Source organism: Thioclava sediminum, assembly GCF_002020355.1.
Lineage (GTDB): Bacteria > Pseudomonadota > Alphaproteobacteria > Rhodobacterales > Rhodobacteraceae > Thioclava > Thioclava sediminum.
Genome location: NZ_MPZV01000003.1, coordinates 581,850 through 599,819 on the forward strand (window position 1 = coordinate 581,850; position 17,970 = coordinate 599,819).

At 63.1% G+C, this 17,970-nt stretch carries 18 protein-coding genes and 1 tRNA gene; 6 read left to right on the plus strand and 13 right to left on the minus strand.

The features are described from left to right. Window positions 1-48 precede the first annotated feature (48 nt). Window positions 49-1,425 carry a dipeptidase gene (locus BMI91_RS15030; RefSeq protein WP_078605726.1) on the plus strand — a complete coding sequence of 459 codons (1,377 nt, stop codon included), beginning with the start codon at window positions 49-51 and terminating at the stop codon, window positions 1,423-1,425. 182 nt (window positions 1,426-1,607) lie between these two features. Here BMI91_RS15030 and BMI91_RS15035 read toward each other — a convergent pair whose 3' ends face one another. The 3 genes from BMI91_RS15035 to BMI91_RS15045 all read right to left on the minus strand — a co-directional run bounded on the left by BMI91_RS15035 (window position 1,608) and on the right by BMI91_RS15045 (window position 4,807). Continuing rightward, complete coding sequence (locus BMI91_RS15035) at window positions 1,608-2,999, minus strand: peptidoglycan -binding protein (RefSeq protein ID WP_078605727.1); 1,392 nt, start codon at window positions 2,997-2,999, stop codon at window positions 1,608-1,610. A 3-nt stretch (window positions 3,000-3,002) separates the two neighbouring features. Continuing rightward, complete coding sequence (locus BMI91_RS15040) at window positions 3,003-4,199, minus strand: biopolymer transporter ExbB (RefSeq protein ID WP_078520972.1); 1,197 nt, start codon at window positions 4,197-4,199, stop codon at window positions 3,003-3,005. A gap of 62 nt (window positions 4,200-4,261) precedes the next feature. Further along, entirely contained in the window at window positions 4,262-4,807 is a 546-nt protein-coding gene (locus BMI91_RS15045; protein ID WP_208607986.1) for a gamma-glutamylcyclotransferase, read from the minus strand. Between the two features lie 47 nt (window positions 4,808-4,854). Here BMI91_RS15045 and BMI91_RS15050 point away from each other — a divergent pair, with 47 nt between their 5' ends. After that, the gene (locus BMI91_RS15050; RefSeq protein ID WP_078605728.1) at window positions 4,855-5,910 is read left to right on the plus strand and encodes a DUF2125 domain-containing protein; all 1,056 of its coding nucleotides are present in this window, start codon (window positions 4,855-4,857) and stop codon (window positions 5,908-5,910) included. Between the two features lie 3 nt (window positions 5,911-5,913). Here the strand turns inward: BMI91_RS15050 and BMI91_RS15055 are convergent, their stop codons facing one another. The 4 genes from BMI91_RS15055 to rpsD form a co-directional block, all read right to left on the minus strand. Beyond that, on the minus strand, window positions 5,914-6,519 hold the full coding sequence (locus tag BMI91_RS15055) for an extensin-like domain-containing protein (RefSeq protein WP_093477153.1): 606 nt from the start codon (window positions 6,517-6,519) through the stop codon (window positions 5,914-5,916). Next, window positions 6,516-7,442: a prephenate/arogenate dehydrogenase family protein gene (locus BMI91_RS15060; protein WP_078520974.1), complete on the minus strand. Its 927-nt coding sequence runs from the start codon at window positions 7,440-7,442 to the stop codon at window positions 6,516-6,518. The genes BMI91_RS15055 and BMI91_RS15060 overlap by 4 nt, the downstream gene beginning before the upstream one ends. Then, window positions 7,439-8,539: a histidinol-phosphate transaminase gene (gene hisC, locus BMI91_RS15065; RefSeq protein ID WP_078605729.1), complete on the minus strand. Its 1,101-nt coding sequence runs from the start codon at window positions 8,537-8,539 to the stop codon at window positions 7,439-7,441. Before hisC ends, BMI91_RS15060 begins: the two co-directional genes overlap by 4 nt. Before the next feature lie 363 nt (window positions 8,540-8,902). Beyond that, window positions 8,903-9,523, minus strand: coding sequence for a 30S ribosomal protein S4 (gene rpsD / locus BMI91_RS15070; protein ID WP_078540514.1), 621 nt, complete (start codon window positions 9,521-9,523; stop codon window positions 8,903-8,905). Window positions 9,524-9,965: 442 nt separating this feature from the next. On the opposite strand from rpsD, the gene BMI91_RS15075 reads away from it, so the two are divergent. The 3 genes from BMI91_RS15075 to BMI91_RS15085 all read left to right on the plus strand — a co-directional run bounded on the left by BMI91_RS15075 (window position 9,966) and on the right by BMI91_RS15085 (window position 13,548). Then, window positions 9,966-11,147, plus strand: coding sequence for a sugar ABC transporter substrate-binding protein (locus BMI91_RS15075; protein ID WP_078605730.1), 1,182 nt, complete (start codon window positions 9,966-9,968; stop codon window positions 11,145-11,147). Between the two features lie 6 nt (window positions 11,148-11,153). Then, window positions 11,154-13,259: an ATP-binding cassette domain-containing protein gene (locus BMI91_RS20075; RefSeq protein ID WP_158522178.1), complete on the plus strand. Its 2,106-nt coding sequence runs from the start codon at window positions 11,154-11,156 to the stop codon at window positions 13,257-13,259. Between the two features lie 199 nt (window positions 13,260-13,458). Next, window positions 13,459-13,548 (plus strand) — tRNA-Ser (locus tag BMI91_RS15085). 315 nt (window positions 13,549-13,863) lie between these two features. On the opposite strand, the gene BMI91_RS15090 is transcribed toward BMI91_RS15085, so the two are convergent. From BMI91_RS15090 to BMI91_RS20300, 3 genes are all read right to left on the minus strand, one after another. Beyond that, on the minus strand, window positions 13,864-14,637 hold the full coding sequence (locus BMI91_RS15090) for a hypothetical protein (RefSeq protein ID WP_078605731.1): 774 nt from the start codon (window positions 14,635-14,637) through the stop codon (window positions 13,864-13,866). Window positions 14,638-14,685: 48 nt separating this feature from the next. Next, a complete protein-coding gene (locus tag BMI91_RS20370; RefSeq protein WP_078605732.1) occupies window positions 14,686-14,985 on the minus strand; it encodes a DUF4156 domain-containing protein in 300 nt (99 codons plus the stop codon). Window positions 14,986-15,113: 128 nt separating this feature from the next. Then, window positions 15,114-15,416 carry an HGGxSTG domain-containing protein gene (locus BMI91_RS20300; RefSeq protein ID WP_078605733.1) on the minus strand — a complete coding sequence of 101 codons (303 nt, stop codon included), beginning with the start codon at window positions 15,414-15,416 and terminating at the stop codon, window positions 15,114-15,116. 102 nt (window positions 15,417-15,518) lie between these two features. Here BMI91_RS20300 and BMI91_RS15105 point away from each other — a divergent pair, with 102 nt between their 5' ends. After that, complete coding sequence (locus BMI91_RS15105; RefSeq protein ID WP_078549895.1) at window positions 15,519-16,043, plus strand: hypothetical protein; 525 nt, start codon at window positions 15,519-15,521, stop codon at window positions 16,041-16,043. Window positions 16,044-16,129: 86 nt separating this feature from the next. Here BMI91_RS15105 and BMI91_RS15110 read toward each other — a convergent pair whose 3' ends face one another. From BMI91_RS15110 to BMI91_RS15120, 3 genes are all read right to left on the minus strand, one after another. Further along, complete coding sequence (locus tag BMI91_RS15110) at window positions 16,130-17,242, minus strand: bifunctional DNA primase/polymerase (protein WP_158522179.1); 1,113 nt, start codon at window positions 17,240-17,242, stop codon at window positions 16,130-16,132. 91 nt (window positions 17,243-17,333) lie between these two features. Continuing rightward, entirely contained in the window at window positions 17,334-17,639 is a 306-nt protein-coding gene (locus BMI91_RS15115; RefSeq protein ID WP_078549891.1) for a winged helix domain-containing protein, read from the minus strand. Window positions 17,640-17,747: 108 nt separating this feature from the next. Further along, window positions 17,748-17,924, minus strand: coding sequence for a helix-turn-helix transcriptional regulator (locus BMI91_RS15120; RefSeq protein ID WP_078549889.1), 177 nt, complete (start codon window positions 17,922-17,924; stop codon window positions 17,748-17,750). Window positions 17,925-17,970: the final 46 nt, after the last annotated feature.

Consider the following 17,970-nt stretch of genomic DNA (forward strand, 5'->3'; position numbering starts at 1 on the left):
CAGTCCCGCGCGCGGCCCTAGGCTGAGGCCAAAATAAAGGAGGCCAGCATGGCACTGAACGAGGTTCTCACCGAAATCGATAGCGGCCTGGACGCCGCGATGGACCGTCTTTTCGAGCTGCTGAAAATCCGCTCGATCTCGACCGATCCGGCCTATCGTGAAGAGACCCACGAAGCTGCGGAATGGCTCGTCAAAGAATTGAAATCGCTGGGCTTCGACGCCGAATTGCGTCCGACCACGGGTCATCCGATGGTGGTTGCGCATTCCAAGGGTGACGGCCCGCGCCTTCTGTTCTACGGCCACTATGACGTGCAGCCGGTGGACCCGCTGGAGCTGTGGAACACGCCCCCCTTCGAGCCGCAGATCGAAGATACCGAGAATGGTCGCGTCATCCGTGGTCGCGGCGCGTCCGACGACAAGGGTCAGCTGATGACCTTCATCGAGGCCTGCCGCGCCTATAAGGCCGTGAACGGCGAGCTTCCTGGCAATCTTGTGATCTTTCTTGAAGGCGAGGAAGAATCGGGCTCGCCCTCGCTGGTGCCCTTCCTCGAGAACAACCGCGAAGAACTGACCTCCGATCTGGCGCTGATCTGCGACACCTCGATGGTCTCGCCCGGCGTGCCCTCGATCGCAGGCAGCCTGCGCGGCATGCTGAAGGAAGAATTCACCCTGCACGGGCCGCGCATCGATCTGCATTCGGGCCATTACGGCGGCCCCGCCCTGAACCCGCTGCGCGAGATTTCCAAGATTATCGCGAGCTTCCATGACGATCAGGGCCGCGTTGCGGTGGATGGCTTCTACGAGGGCGTCCACGAAGTCCCGGCCGAACAGCTGGAAGCGTGGAAGACCTGCGGCTTCGACGAGAAGGAATACCTTCAGCACGCGGGCATGACCGTGCCGCATGGCGAAGAGGGCTATTCGACGCTGGAGCAGCAATGGGCACGCCCGACGCTGGAGATCAACGGCCTCTGGGGCGGCTATCAGGGTGCGGGCTCGAAAACCGTGATCCCGGCCGAGGCGCATTGCAAGATCACCTGCCGCCTCGTGGGCGACATGGACCCCGCCCACGTCCGCAAGGCGCTGCGCGCCCATGTCGAGGCACGCCTGCCCGTCGATGCGCGCATCACCTGGGACGGCGATCTCGATGGCGCACCGGCTTCCGTGATGGACACCTCGCGCCCCGAATTCGAAGCCGCGCGTCAGGCGCTTTCGGACGAATGGAACCGTGAGGCGGTGATCGTCGGCATGGGCGGCTCGATCCCGATCGGCTACTACTTCAAGTCGATCCTCGGCATGGACGCGATGCTGATCGGCTTCGCCAATGACGACGACGCAATCCACTCGCCGAACGAGAAATACGACGTCAAAAGCTTCCACAAGGGCATCCGCTCCTGGGCGCGCATCCTCGACCGGATCGCGAAATAAGCACATGGCGGGGGCTTCGCGGCCCTCGGCAGACGCAATTATCGCAGAAGGCTGCCGGAGCTTGGCCCGGCAGCCTTTTCATTTGTCATTGGGGCGCGATCATTCCGCAGCCTGCAGGGCAGTGCCGAGGGGCGGCTCGGCGCGTGTCTCGACTGGCGGACGGAGCTCAGCTGACCGGCGCCTTAGCGCTCGGTCAGCTTCAGCTCGATCCGGCGGTTCTGGGCGCGCGCTTCGGGCGTGTCGGCGGTGTTCACCGGGTCGAACTGCGCGAAACCGGCGGCGGCGAGGCGTTGCGGCGGGAAGCCGAGGCTCTCGACCATGTATTTCACCACCGACAGCGCGCGGGCCTGGCTCAACTCCCAGTTATCCTTGAACTCGCCCTGCCCCGACAGCGGCGTGTCGTCGGTATGGCCGTCGACGCGGATGATCCACGGGATGTCGCCCGGGATTTCCCCACGCAGCTGGTCGAGCAGCGATGTCACCTGCTTGATCTGCGCGCGGCCCGCGTCAGACAATGTCGCGGAAGCGGGCGCGAACAGCACCTCTGAGGAGAACACGAAGCGGTCGCCTTCGATCTTCACGCCCTGCTTGCCCTTCAGAAGCTGCGACAGCTTCCCAAAGAATTCAGAGCGGTAGTTCTCCAGATCTTTTGCCTTGGCCTCGGCCTCCTTGCGCATCTTCTCCTGCAGGTCCGCGCGCTTCTTCTCCTCAGACGCCGCACGGGCGAGCGCCGCGTTCAGCTGCTGGCCGAGATTGTCGAGCTGCACCTTGGCCGCGGCATCCTTCTGCTGCGCCTCGTCGAGCACGTTTTGCAGCTGCGCGAGCTGGCCCCGCAACGCCGCGACCTGCTGGTTGAGCAGCGCGACTTTCTTCTGTGCCCCTTCCGAGATCGCCTGCTGATCGGCCAGCGCCTTCTGCGCGGTGGCTTTCAGCGCAGCCTGCTTCTCGGCCTCGGACAGCTGCTTGCCGAGTTGCTTTTCCAGATCGTCTTTCGCGGTCTGCGCGGCGGCGAGCTTGGTCAGCGTGTCCTCGGCCTTTTTGCGCGCCTCTTCGAGCTGCAGCGTCATCGCCGCGACCTCATCGCCCGATTTCGTCAGCTTGTCGCGCAGATCGGCGATGGTTTCCTTGCTCAGCCGGATCTCGTCGGCCTTGGCGCTCGCATCCTGCTGGGCGGCGTTGCGCTCGCCCACCAATTGCGCGACGCGGGCCTCGAATTCGGTGATCTTCTGCTTGGCATCGGCGAGCGCGGCCTTGCGGTCATCGAGCTGCGAGGTGAGCGTCGAGATCAGCGTGTCCTGCTGATCGGCCTTGTCCTTCGCATTCTCCAATTCGCCGGTCAGCTGCTGCGTCTTCGTCTGTTGCAGCGACAGTGCCTTGGCGAGGTTCGACACCTGTTCGTTCAGCTGGATCAGCTCGCCTTCCTTGGTGCTCAGCGTGTCACGCAGCACAGATTGCACGATCATGAAGATTGACAGGACGAACATCAGAACCAGAAGAAGCGCCGTCATCGCATCGACGAAACCCGGCCAGATATTGGTCGAGAACCGATTGCCGCCGCGCCGTGCCAGAGCCATGAATCAATCCTCGCGATGCGGTTTGTAGCCGAGGATCGCCCGGGTGAGACCTGCGAAATCATGGCGCAGCTCGGCCATGCTTTCCTGCCGCCCGGCGCTGACTTCCTCGAGCATTCGCATCATCTGCTGGTCGATCGAGCGCAGCCGCATCCGGGTCTCCATCAGCGCCTCCGCCTCGGGAGCGCCCTCGGCTGTGCGTTGCGCGAGGTGATCGAGCGCGCCGATTAGCCGCTCCTGCCCCTCGGCCATCTGTTGCAGCGCGCCTTGCTGGCGGTGGCGCGCATCCATCTCTGCCGAGAGCCGTTCCGACAGGTCGTGAATGGCGTTCGACAGATGCGCGATCCGCGCCTCGGTCTGCACGCGACCGGCATCGGAGCGCACGAACAGCGTCTGGATCTGGTCCATCTGCTCGGACATGTGATCGAGAACGCCCGCCACCATCGAGCCTTCGCCATCGCCCCCTTCGAGCGCGGTGAAGCTGAGCCGCGTGATCGAGGAAATCCATTCCTCCAGCTCGCGGTAGAACCGGTTCTGACCGTGGCTCGCGAACAGCTCCAGCAAGCCCACCACCAGCGAGCCCGCAAGACCCAGGAGCGAGGAGGAGAACGCCGTGCCCATGCCGCCCAGCTGCGCCTCCAGACCCGTCATCAGATTGTCGAACACGCCGATCGCGCTCTCGCCCTCCTTGGGCGCCAGTGCGCGGATTGTCTCGACCACCGCAGGCACGGTGGTGGCGAGACCGTAAAACGTCCCGAGCAGGCCGAGGAAGATCAGCAGCCCAGCGATATAGCGGGTGATGTCGCGCGCCTCGTCGATCCGGGTCGCGACGGATTCGAGGATCGAGCGCCCCGAGGAGGACGACACCGCGCGGCGCGCCTCGCGCGAGCCCAGAAGGGACGCAAGCGGCGCAAGCATCGACGGCGGGCGCACCTGCGGGCGGCCCGGGCGGTCAGCGGCGAAGCTTTCGATCCAGTTCACCGCCTTCACCAGCTGCACCACCTGCCAGAAACAGGCGAGGATGCCGAAGACGAAGACCGCGAGGATCACCCCGTTCAGCCAGGGATTGGCGAGGAAAATCGGGAAGATGCGCGAATAGGCGAAGTAGCCCCCCGTAGCGACCAAGCCGAGCACCAGAAGCATCAGGATCACCTGACGCACGGGTTGTGAGAATTGCGGCTCCAGCCGGATCGGCTCTTCCATTATTGCCCCTCTTGCCTGTTTGCGCAGAGCCTAGCGAGGGTGCAGCCCTTCGCCAAGGGCTATCACGACAAGTCGTGCAGCCGTGCCACCAATGCATCAAGATGGGGATCGGGGATGCCCAATTCGTGCAGATGCTGAGCAGTATTGAACAGATAATCGCGGTTCGGACCGCGCCCGCCGGTGGCGCTGGCGATGATCCGCGCCTGCTCGTCATCGGAAAGCCCGCCGCAATACTGATCGTGATGGCGGTCGATTACATAGGTCACCGCGCGCAGGCGCCGCCCGTCATCCAGATCGACGTCGATCTCGCGTTCCAGATAGGCCGAGGTCACCAGCTCGCGCTCGCGCAGATAGGCCATCACCTCGTCTTCCTGACCGGGCTTCACCGCGAAGGCGAGCCCCGCACAAGCGCCCTGCCCCTCGTCGAGCGCCAGCACCAGCCCCGGCGCTTCGGGCGTGCCCCGATGCACCAGCGAGCGCAGGCAGAAGCTGCGCTCCCAACCCGGCGCACGGGCGAGCATCCGCTCGTCAAAATCGAAGCCGGGGTTCCAGATCAGCGAGCCGTAGCCGAAGACCCAGATCCTGTTGTCGTCGCACTGGTCCTGCATGAGAACACGGCTTACATGGGGTTCAACCGATTTGCAAAGAGGCGAAGATGCGCAAACTGATCATTCTGGTGCTGGTCGCGACGCTGGCCTATTGCGGCTACTGGTTTTACGGCGCGCACAAGATCGAAAACGGCGCGCGCGACATGCTCGCGCAGGCCCGGCAGGAAGGTTGGGGCGATGCGCAATCGGTCTCGCTCGCGGGCTTCCCCTCGCGCTTCGATCTGACCTTCGACAAGCCCGAACTGAAGGACCAGGGCGGCCTGTGGCACTGGAGCGCGCCCTTCGCGCAACTCTTCGCACTCGGATACGAACCCAACAAAGTGATCGCCTACCTGCCCTCAGGCCAGTCGCTGCAACTGGGCGATCGAAACTACAAGCTGACGCAAGAGGACATGCGCGCCTCAATGACGGTGGGCTATTCGACCGCCCTGCCGCTGGAGCGGGCGGTTGCCGTGATCACCGCGCCGGTGCTGACGCCCGCGGGCGAGACGGCCCCCGCGCTTTCGGCCGATCAGCTGCGCCTCGCCATCGAGCGCAAGGACAAGGCGCAGGGCGCGCTCGGCGGCTCGGCGCAAGCCGCCGATCTGGTGATGCCCGCCGCCGCCTATCGTCTGGGCGCGGAGGCGAAGTCGCTGAAACTCCCGGCCGATCTCCTGGAGCGGGTCGACCCGAAGGGCAAGCTGCCCGACACCATCGCGCGCGTTCATTTCGACGCGCTGATCGGCACGCGCGAGCCGATCGACCAGACCGCGCTGGAGGCAGGCATGCCGGGGCTGATGACCGTCGCGATCTCGGACCTGTCGCTGAGCTGGGGCGGCAACGATGTCTCGGTCGAGGGCAATCTGACGGTCGATCCCTCGGGCTATCCCGACGGCACGCTGACGATCCGCTCCGCCTCGTGGCGCAATTGGGTCGGCATCGCGCAGAGCATGGGGCTGATCGGCAAGGACCAAGTGAAGCTCGTGACCGGGATCGGCGCGATGCTGGCGGCGAAGAACCCCGACGGCGCGCTGGAAGTGCCGCTTGTCTTCAAGGACGGGCAGATGAACCTCGGCCCGGTGCCGCTCGGCCCCGCGCCGCAGCTGGTCGCGCAGCGGCAGTAAAGGTTAACGGCAGTAAACCCCGCCGCGGTAGCTGGCCACGTCCACGTGGATGTGGTCCTGATGGAAGCGATCCGATTTCGGCCCCAACACGGTGCCGAACGGACCGCAGGCCGATTTGTGCATCCGCTTGATCACCCGGCCCTTGCGCCAATCCTTCAGCACGGTCAGCGTCTCGCCGTTGCGCAGGACCACGCCCGAGACGTCGATCGCGTTGCCCTTCGCATGTTCGGACAGCTTCGCGCCGGGTTGCGAATTGCGGCTCCGGCAGGAATAGGAGGCTGCGATGCGGATCGCCTCGATCCCCCCGCCGCGCCGTCCCACCGCCGGTTTGATCCCGCGATCGACCCAGCGCTTGAAAGACTTCGCTGCCGAGCAATTCACTCGCGCCGGCGAAGTCAGACGGATACCGGAGACGGAGGTGATCTGCACCGGATCGGCGATGCCGCAGCGCCCCGGCCCGTCGATCGGCGCGATATGCGCACCTTCCAAACCGGCAATGCCGCAAAGCTCGCCCGAGGAGGAATAGCGCGCCGAGCGCCGATCTTCACCGCGCCCGCAGGAGCCAAGCGCAACCACTGCCGCAAGTGCGATCAGCGCCGCTACTCTCATGCGTCTTTCTTCGGCGCACCGCGCCCGAAATCGGGCGCATCCGTATCCTGCCCGGCCTCGATGATGCCGCGGCGGATCGCGCGGGTGCGCGTGAAATAGTCGTGCAGCATGTCGCCATCGCCCATGCGGATCGCGCGTTGCAGCATGAACAGCTCCTCGGTGAAGCGGCCAAGGATATCGAGCGTGGCTTCCTTGTTGGTCAGGAACACGTCGCGCCACATCGTCGGGTCCGAGGCCGCGATCCGGGTAAAATCGCGGAAACCCGTAGCGGAATATTTGATGACTTCCTCGTGGGTTACACGACGAAGATGATCCGCCACGCCAACCATCGTATAGGCGATCAGGTGCGGCGTGTGCGACACGACCGAGAGCACGAGATCGTGGTGATCGGGCGCCATCTCGTCGGTATTCGCGCCCATCGCCTCGACCAGAGATTTCAGCCGGGTCAGCGCCTCGGGGTCCGTGCCCTCGATCGGCGTGAACAGCCACCAGCGATTGGCGAAGAGCGTCGCAAAGCCCGAGCGCGGGCCGGATTGCTCCGTCCCTGCCAGCGGGTGGCCGGGGATGAAATGCACGCCTTCGGGCACATGCGGGCCGACCGCGTCGATCACCGCGCGCTTGACCGAGCCGACATCGGTGATCGTAGCCCCGGGGGCCAGATGCGGCGCGATCTCTTCAGCGATCTTCGCCATCGCGCCGACCGGCACACAGAGCACGACCAGATCCGCGCCCGCGACGGCCTCGGCAGCGGTCTCATAGACGGCATCGACCAGCCCGATCTCCAGCGCGGTGTCGCGCGTCTCGGCGGAGCGCGCATGACCGACGATCTCGCCCGCCAGACCCTTTTCACGCATTGCATGGGCCATCGACGAGGCGATCAGGCCGAGCCCGATCAGCGCGACCCGCTGGTAGAGTTGGCTCATCTGGGCACCTCGATCCCGCCTGCCTTGAAGACGCCGATCAGATGCGCCACGCGACGGCACGAGGGCTCGTCGCCCACGGTGATGCGCAGGCAGTTGGGCAGGTTATAGCCCGCGACCCGGCGCACGATGATCCCTTCGGACTTCAGATAGGTATCGCAATCGGCCGCCTCCTGCTCGGTGGCCAGACGTGCGAGGATGAAGTTCGCCGTGGAAGTATCTGACGGAACGCCCTTTTCTGCCAGCGCTTCGGCCAACCAAGCGCGCAGACGGGTGTTGTCATCTCGGCACTTGTTGACCCAGTCCTGATCGCGCACGGCGGCCTCTGCGGTCTCCTGCTGCGCGGTCGAGAGGTTGAACGGCCCACGGATGCGGTTGAGCACGTCGATCACTTCGCGCGAGCCGTAGCCCCAGCCGACGCGCAGCCCGCCGAGACCGTAGATCTTCGAGAAGGTCCGCGTCATGAAGACATTGGGCAGACGCGTCGCCAGCTCCGCCCCGCCGTCATAGCCTTCGACATATTCCGCATAGGCCGCGTCGATTACCAGCAGCGCGCCTTTCGGCAGCCCCGCCGCCAGCCGCTCCAGTTCCGCCAGCTGGATCATCGTGCCGGTCGGGTTGTTCGGATTGGCGAGGAAGACGAGTTTCGTCTTCTTGGTGCAGGCGCTCAGGATCGCATCGACATCGGTCGTGCGGTCGCGCTCCTTGACCTCGATCGGCGTGCCGCCCGCGGCCATGGTCGAGATGCGATACATCAGGAAACCGTGCTCGGTGAACACCACCTCGTCGCGCGCGCCGACATAGGCCTGGCACAGGAAGTGGATGATCTCGTCCGAGCCCACGCCGCAGATGATCCGGTCGGGATCGAGCTTATGCACCTCGCCGATCGCCGTGCGCAGCTTGGCATGGTCGGTCGGGGGGTAGCGATGCATCGAATGGGCGCATTTCGCGAACGCGTCCTTGGCCTTGTCAGAGGGGCCGAACGGGTTCTCGTTCGAGCTGAGTTTGACGGCATCGGTGCGCCCCGCCACATGGGAGGCGCCGCCCTGATAGAGCTCGATGTCCATAATACCGGGCTGGGGGCGAATATGCGTGGTCATTGTGCACTCCTGAATCGTGGCCCGAGTTCTATCCGCCATGGCGCGACAGGGCTAGTGAGAAGATCACCCGCATAGCAGACGCGGCAGGGATGCAACGGGTGAGTGGCGAACCCCGCCCGGATCAGCCGCGCAGCGGCCCGGGCAGCGCCCGACCGCCCCCTCGGGCGGGCGCTTTGGTGGTGTCAGCGCGCGGATCGAGGTTGTCCGGATTTCGCGAGATTAAGCGAAGACCACGAAACGGGGCGCGTCCACCCGGCGGTCGGGCCCTGCCCTCGGCTCGTATCGCGCCGCCCCATCGCCCAAAAGAAAAAGGCCGCACCCCGGGGGCACGGCCTTTCCGAATGATCGGCGAAGACTGAGAGATCAGTTCTTCGCGTAGAATTCGACCACGAGGTTCGGTTCCATCTGAACCGCGAAGGGCACGTCGGACAGGGCCGGGGTGCGCACGAATTTCGCGGTCAGTTTGTTGTGGTCGACTTCGAGGTAATCCGGAACGTCGCGCTCGGGCGACTGAACGGCTTCGAGAACCAGAGCCATCTGCTTGGACTTCTCGCGGACTTCCACCACGTCGCCTTCTTTCAGGCGGTAGGAGGGGATGTTCACTTTCTTGCCGTTCACGAGCACGTGGCCGTGGTTCACGAACTGGCGCGCTGCGAAGACGGTCGGGACGAACTTGGCGCGGTAGACCAGCGCGTCGAGGCGGCGCTCGAGCAGACCGATCAGGTTTTCACCGGTGTCGCCCTTAACACGCTCGGCTTCGGCGTAGATGCGGCGGAACTGCTTCTCGGTCAGGTCGCCGTAATGGCCCTTCAGCTTCTGCTTGGCGCGGAGCTGGATACCGAAGTCGGACAGTTTGCCCTTGCGGCGCTGACCGTGCTGGCCGGGGCCGTATTCACGACGGTTGACGGGCGACTTGGCGCGGCCCCAGATGTTCTCGCCCATGCGGCGGTCGATTTTGTACTTGGCAGACGTGCGTTTGGTCACGGCTGATCTCCTTCTGTAGCGTTTCGAAGGGCGTTGTCCTCCTCCGGGCCTCGCGGCGACCGGCGACAGGTTTCCTCTTGCGAGGTCCACCAACACCAATGAACAATCCCGGCAACTCGCGTCACCGGAATGGCGGGCTTATACAGCGGCGCGCGCAGGTGTCAACCACTCCGGGCGTCACATCGGTGCCGCGCGAAGTCAGCCGCCGGTTCCCCCTACTCTTCTTAGCTGCCCCGGAACACCACGGCCTCGCAGTTTCGTGAGTGTTTTGTGTTCGCCACCCCCCTGTTCAGAGCAACATTTCAAGCCATGATTGCGCTAACGGGACGCGTACCGGATGCGCGCCCCGGCGCTGTCCTGTCCGTAACCGGTACAGGCGGCGCGCTGGGGCAAGGCGATGCCACCCCACGGGAGGAACCCATCCGGCCTTAGGAGGATTATAATGAAAGACATTCGTCGCTCGACGTGCGGAACCGCCGCGCGTCTCGCTGGAACCAGCGTTCTCGCGCTTGGCCTGATTGCAGGTGCCGCGCAGGCTCAAGGCGTCACCGCCGACAGCTTCGGCGCTGATTTTGCCGCCATGGGCCAGCTCAAGGACGTCGCCGCCAAAGGCAAAGGCAAAGTGGGCGTGCTGCTGCCCGACACAGCAAGCTCGGCCCGCTACACCTCGTTCGACGAGCCCTACCTGAAGAAAGCCTTCAAGGCAGCGGGCCTGTCCTCGGACGATCTGATCATCACCAACGCCCAAGGTTCGGAAGCCGACCAGCTCACCCAGGCGCAAACCGACATCAGCCAGGGCGCGACCGTTCTGCTGATCGACCCGATCTCCTCGGGCGGCGGTGCGGCTGTCGAGAAATACGCCAAAGAGCACGGCGTCGCGGTCATCGACTATGACCGGATCACGCTTGGCGGCTCGCGCGACTACTATATCAGCTTCGACAACGAATATGTCGGCGAGCTGATCGGCAAGGGCATGGAACAGTGCCTCAGCGACTGGAACATCGAGAAGCCGAACATCCTCGTGATGGCGGGCTCGCCCGATGACAACAACGCCACGCTGTTCAAGCAGGGCTACATGAGCGTGCTGAAGCCGAAATTCGACGATGGCAGCTACACCAATGCGGGCGAGCCCGCAGGCACCTGGGACCCGTCGGTCGCACGGACCACCTTCGAGCAGCAGTTCACGGCGCATCAGGACATGAACGCCGTCGTCACCCCGAATGACGACAACGCCAACGCGGTCATCTCCTATCTCAAGACGCTGAAAGTGCCGCCGAAAGCCTTCCCAACCACCGGTCAGGACGCGACGGTCACCGGCCTGCAGAACGTGCTCACCGGTTACCAGTGCGGCACCGTCTACAAGCCGATCTACCTCGAAGCTCAGGCGGCAGCGGCGCTCGCGCTCTACATGCGTGCTGGCGACACTCCGCCCGACGGCCTCGTCAACGGCAAGGTCAATGACAGCCAGGGCGGCATGGACGTGCCCTCGATCCTGCTCAAGCCGATCTGGGTCACCCCGGAGAACATGGCCGACACCGTCGTGAAAGACGGCTTCGTCGACACCTCCAAGCTTTGTGCGGGCGACGCGGCCGATGCGTGCAAAGCCGCTGGCATCGGGAACTGATAGCCAATGATGGACACGGGTAACGGTACCGGGTCCCTGACGGAGGATCGCGACGCGATCCTCCGTATTCGGGGTCTCGAAAAGAGCTTCGGTGCAGTGCAGGCGCTCAGCGGGGTCGATTTCGACGTCCGCCCCGGCGAGGTAACGGCACTGGTCGGTGACAATGGCGCGGGCAAATCCGTGCTGACGAAAACCATCGCTGGCATCCATGAAGCCGATGGCGGCGTAATTGAATGGGAAGGCAACGAGGTCCGCGTCCGCTCGCCCCGCGACAGTGCGGAGCTGGGCATCGAGGTCGTCTATCAAGACCTCGCGCTGTGCGACAATCTCGACGTCGTGCAGAATATGTTCCTCGGTCGCGAAATCCTGACCAACGGGATGCTCGACGAGGACGCGATGGAGCGCGCCGCGGCAGAGACGCTGCAAGGGCTCCGCGTGACCACGCTGCGCTCGATCCGCGCGCCGGTCTCGGCGCTTTCGGGCGGCCAGCGGCAATCGATCGCGGTCGCCAAGGCCGTGATGTGGAATTCCAAACTGGTGATCCTCGACGAGCCCACGGCGGCGCTCGGTGTGGCCCAGACCGGTCAGGTGCTGCAACTGGTGCGCCGCCTCGCCGATCAGGGCCTTGCAGTGGTGATGATCTCGCACAACCTCAACGACGTCTTCGCGGTCTCCGACCGCCTCGCGATCCTGCGTCTGGGCGAGATGGTCAGCCAGGGCCCGATCGAGGAATACGACACCCAGCGCGTGGTCGAGCTGATGACCACGGGCAAATCCGACCACGTGGTCGAAGCCGGTGCGATGCGCGCCGCCGCCTCGATCGCGGCAGAGAACGCCAAGGATGTCGCGGCGCAACGCGAGGCGTCGGGCGAAAGCGGCCCCTCCGCCGTGGTGGGCGCCACGACCGAGGATCAGAGCTTCTCGAGCTACCTTTCGCGCACATGGGCGAAGATCAAGGCAGGCGAAAGCGGCGTGCTGCCGGTGCTTCTGGGCTTCGTACTGATCTCGCTGATCTTCCAGTTGCAGAACCCGAAATTCCTCTCGCCGGGGAATGTCGTGAACCTGCTCGTTCAGGGCTCGGTCTTCATGATGATCGGGATGGGACAGGTCTTTGTCCTCTTGCTGGGCGAGATCGATCTGTCGCTCGGCTTCGTGGCCGGGATCGGGGCGACGGTGGCGACGCTGCTGGTGGCGCCGGGTACCGACTGGCCCTGGTGGGCGGCGGTCGTGGCGGGTCTGGCCGTTCCGGCGGTACTGGGCATCTTCCAGGGCTCGCTGATCACGCGGCTCAAACTGCCCTCTTTCGTGGTGACGCTGGCGGGTCTTCTGGGCTTCAACGGTCTGATGATCCAACTGCTGGGCGCCGGGGGAACAATCCCAGTCGCGAGTGACACGATCAACAACTTCGCAAATGGCACGCTGAGCCCGCTGATGGGCTGGCTGATGACCGGAGCCGTGGTTCTGGTCTTCGCGATCATGACCTTCAGCAAGGATGCGAAACGTCGCAAGAGCGGCCTCGTCGCTCCGCCTATGGGTCTCACCGTCGCGAAGATCGCCGCGGCCGTAATCGCGGGTATCGTGCTGGTGACGATCTCGAACATGAACCGGGGCGTCGCGCGCTTCCCCCTCTCGGGCATGCCGTGGGTGATCCCGATCGTCTTCGCGGTGCTGCTGGCATGGTCGTTCCTGCTGGGACGGCTGAAATTCGGCCGCTACGTCCTCGCCATCGGCGGCAATGCAGAGGCCGCGCGCCGGGCGGGCATCAACCTGCGCCTGATCCGGACCGCAGCCTTCACGCTGGCTGCCACGACGGCGGGTCTGGGCGGCATCATCTACGCTTCGCGCCTGCGCTCGATCTCCACCAGCTTCGATGGCGGCACGATCGTGCTCTACGTCGTCGCGACCGCGGTGATCGGCGGCACCTCGCTGTTCGGCGGGCGCGGCCATCCGATCCACGCGATCCTTGGTGGCGTCGTGATCGCGGCCATCGTCAACGGCATGGCGCTTCTGGGCCTGCCGGCGGCGGTGCAGCTGATGGCGACGGCGGCAGTGCTGCTTGCATCGATCACGGTCGACGTGGTGGTACGCCGGCGCGGCGAGACGACCCGCTAAGCCAAGCGAAACCCCTTGAAAACGAAACGCGCGCGAGCCATCTCGCGCGCGTTTTTCATTGCGCCCGTCGCCCCTGCCCCGCGCCGCCCCGCCCCCCGCCTGCGCCATCTCCGCCGCACGCGAGGGAAATCGCAAACCACCCGAAATTCCGCCGAAAAACCGCTTGTCTCCCCCCGAGACGATCCCTATACGGGTCCGCGGAGACGTGGCCGAGTGGTCGAAGGCGCTCCCCTGCTAAGGGAGTAGGCCCGGAAGGGTCTCGAGGGTTCGAATCCCTTCGTCTCCGCCATTACGCCTTGATTTAATTGAATTATTTTCAATTACTCAGGCGCTACCCACCGAAAAACCCACCAAAGAAAAAACGCTTGGGATTCGTGGCCCTACGCATCGCGCGCCCCTCGATCAGTAGGGGGTGACCCAATCTCTGGGCGAGGCAAACGGCAAACCGTGGCGCTCGCTCGACGCGCACATCCGCAATTGAGGGAACGGCCCCCTACCCCTGTTTTGCGCCGAGCATATTGCAAACGCGCCGAGGGTGCGGGTTTCCGGTTGCATACTGAGTGAACAATCGAAGCCCCCCGCAACAACGCCTGCACCAGTTTGTTCAACTTGTGTGAATGCACGGGCGGTTTTCGTATACCTCAAGAATTGCCTTACCTCCGCATGTCTCGAGTCCAAGGCTCGCGCTTCGCGCCTCTTCGGGCTTATATTTGATGAAGTTGTCAGCTTCCGGCAGCTCCCAAGCCGTAACGCTTCGGGTGACGATAACTTTCCTGTCTGAGGCGACCGTAGATGCAAAGTCACGTGCGGCTTGGACTGACGCAAGCTGGTTTTGAGAACGAAAGTTGAAAGAGTGGTAAGGCACCAGCTCGACAGATGCGACCCGGCGCGCGAGATCGGCTAGGGCGTTTCCGTAATGGCCGTCGAAATGCTCAGTCGCGATACACTGGGCCACCGAGCGGAATTTTCTCTCCCACCAACTGAAACCACTAGTCCAAGCCCACTTTGGATCTAGGAACATATGGCTACGCTTCTCTTGCCGAAGCGAGCCGATAAGTTCATCGCGATACTCCGGGCAGGTTTCCTCTGCGAAGTAGTCAGACGCAGAAAGGCCTGGATTTGCCAAGAGGATCAGAATTTCAGCATCTTCTAAGTCACCGAAATAGGGTTGCGGCAGCAAGTGAAGATGAAAGTTGGAACGCGGCATATTCCCGCGTTCCAAAGCACTTACGAAGGTTTCGTAAGACGAAACATCGAGCTGAATATGGCTCTCCGAAATGGTGTCGTCCGGATGCTGGAAGCGCATCGCACCCGCAGGCGCTTTGCCCCAATCTTCCAAAGGCGCTTGGTTCCAAAAATCTAGTAGCGATGGCCTCATCAAGGGTCTCTTCCTTTCAGAGAGCAACCTAGGCGTCTAAGCTGGGCACTACCGGCAGAAATAGGCGTCGCCTTGAATCACGGTGCCGTCGCCACGCGTAGAGCTATTGGTTTGGACGAAAGCATTGCCTCCTAGTGCAGCGACCTTGTTGCGCAATTTGTTGAGGGCGCTTTCTGCGTCTTGAGTGGTCCCCATTCCCCAGGATTCAGAACCGGACACTGGACCTAAGAAACGACAATCTGAGACCGAATGAATCGATACTTGGCGAACTAATTGTGCCTCAGGACTCAACTCAGCAACACATGCTGACAAGAGAGGAAGAACACCAATCATCAAAACTCTTTTCATTCGCCACTCCAAGCTAACTGCGAAGACCTCACGAAATTGAGACTAGGCACTGAACCGGCAACCTGTCCAGCTCCCGTGACCAGCTTCCGTTCGATCTAATCTCAAAATGAAATATCGACTGACAACTCCTAACCTGTCCTGCTAATTGCCCAGCGCCGTTTCTGCGTCTCTCGGATGCGCTCGATGCCTTCGGCTGTTTTCGGCCCGGTCGATAGCCCGCCGTGGAATTTGCATCGCCGCTTACCGGAAAGGCTGAGCGCTTTGCACGGATGCCCTTTTCGCGTCTTGGCTCCACATCGCACACGGCGCTTAGCCTGTCTCGCTTGCTCGCGTGCAAGGGCTGCGGCCAGTTGGCCCTCAAGCCATGTCGTTTCCCCCGCAGTCATACTAACACCCCATCCCATGCGCGCGCGTATCGGTTTCAGAAGCATTCAAAGGAGCTGTCATGCCAGCTAAGGGGCCTCGCCGGTGTTGCTGGAAACGCTTAATTCTCCGATAGTAATTCTTCAAAAAGAAGTATCGAGAGCCTGACAGTGAAAAAATTAGTTTTCGCCTTTGTAGCCATAGCGATTCTCGCCCCTTACTCGTCGATTGCGGGGCCCGATGCAACGACCCAGTATCTCCAGCGAGACGTGGCAAGCACCTTCGACTTTGGCATGCTTCGTCTCAACTTGCGCTTAGAGAGCAATGGTCTTGGCAGCGCCTCCTATAATTGGAGTGAAAACAGAATTTACATTGTGCCCAACTTAGACACCGCCTCTAGTCTGCTCGAGAAAGACGAGCGCGAAATTGAGAGAGTTTGTTCGGGATGGATTCAGCGCGTAAGGGGCAATGCGGTCATCGGTGTTGACGGTTCACCTATCTTGGGTCACAGCACTTACTCGTGGTTGTTCTCTCACTACGGCTATGAACGATCGAACGAACCCGAAAATCTCTATTCAGATCTCGACAAGATTTTCGTGCTCAGTTGCGGTGGATCGAGCAAAGCAATTTATGTAACGCTCACCGCACCTCTTCTCGGGAGCACGTATGCCGTCGAGAAAAAGCCTAAGGAGTAGAGTAGATTGCAACCTAGGCAGTCAATTCATTGTCGCATGCCGGTCGTCTGCACTATGTGGCGCAAATCTGCTCCACAAATATAACCTTAGTCCTTCCCCCCTTCTTCCCCGTCCTTCCCGCGCGGCGCGATTTCGGAAATTCGGGCGACGTTCGGCGCAGCATCCATACCGGGGCGCAGGCGCTCAAGGCGGTATTGCTGGCGATGTGAGCCGGGGCGGTATTTGGTCGCCACCCCCAGAAGCCCCTCATTCTCCAACATCCGACGCGCCGCCCGAAACCCACGCGCTGACAGATCGGTCAGCCCCGCCGCCTTCATCGCCCCGTGATCGAGCGCGAAGCGTTTGCCGGGGTCGTGCCCATGCAGATCGACCAACAGAACGTAGAGCGCGATTGCATCGCTCCCGCCCGGTTTACCGCGCAGGGCGTCATGGGCCAACCTATGGACGGAGAAGGCACTGTCCCGCCCGTGATATAGCTCGCCCCTGAGCAAGCGTTGCCATGTCCAATCGGCAATCCCGCGCAGTTCCGCATCGGGCATACTGGAAGGGGCTGCACATCGCTCATCACGCAGCACGACAAGACGCGCGGTCAGCTCATCAGGGCCGCTGACGGTTTCGACCATCGCAATGGCTTCGCTGACCAAGGCTTGGTGACGCTCACCCTCTCGGATCGGCTCTGGCGCACCCGTCACCGTTTTCGCGCCGTAGATTACGGGCAATCTCTCCACCCCCAGCACCCCCTTTGCCGGAACATAGCGCCCGCCATCGGGTCGCTGAGAGAGCGGGCCGACCACATAGGACCGCCCGCCCGATTTCAGATCGACAGGAAGCCCCTCGGCGCGCAAGTTCGGCGTTGCACCGCCCGCACGGTAGTAGAGATGCCGCCCCCTTGGGGTGAGCACATGCACCGGGCTTGGGCCGAACCGGGCTTCCATTTCCGTGACAAGGGCGGGGTCGTCGTGGTCGCAGTCGATCACGGCCAACCCGTCGAGCCTCACGCCATAGACGCCCACCCCGTGGCGATGGAGCGGGGCCAGCACTTGGCCCAGCTCTACCTTGGGCGCGGTCCAATTCCCGATGCCAGGTGTTTTCCCGTCATCGCCGCGCCCAAGCGGCAAGAGGTGAAAGCCTGCCAGTTTGAGCCGCACAATCTCTTGCCGGATTTCCTTGGCCAACAGGGAAGCGCGCTGGGCCGTCATCACCACCACCCCCCATAGACCAACGGGGCCAAGCTGCGGGCTTGGGCTTCGCTCAGCCCCCGGCGCATCAATCGGCGGATCTGGGCGCGCATCATCGCGCACCCCCTCGGTCGATCCGCGCGACCGTCGAGCGCAGGACGTAGCGCGCATGGGTGCCGGGAAATGCCCCCTCGTGGCGCTCGTGGACCGTCTCGATCTGCACGCCCTGTTCCTTGAGCTTATGAACGTATGCGCTCCAACGCGGGCCGGGATGGTCAATCGGGGTGCACCCCTTCGCCCCGGCGCGGATCAGGTTATCGAGCGCCCAGCGCAGCCGCCCGTTGAGATGGATTTCAGCCCGTTTCCCGTTGCCTTCGGCAATAAGGTATCGGGCATGGTCAAAGCCATGTTTCGCCATTCCTTCGGCTCCTGTTTTCATTTGTAGAAACAGGGGCACTGGGCTAGGGTCGCGGTGTTCCAACACACACGAAACTAGAACCGCCGCCCCCGATTGTGGGGCGCGGTTTTAGCGCTGCGCAGCTTCCCAGCGTTCAAGCTCTGCGAGGTTCCAGCGGGTGCATCCCGGCGAAAGCGTCACGGGCTTGGGAAAGCGCGGATCGGTCTTGGCCCAGCGCCACGGCGTCGAACGGTGGACGCCATATCTTTGGGCCAGTTGAAGGTCGGAGAGGTAGGTTTGTGCCATGCGGCGTGCTCCAATCGTTTAACGCTGAAATCCGTCGCAGGATTGC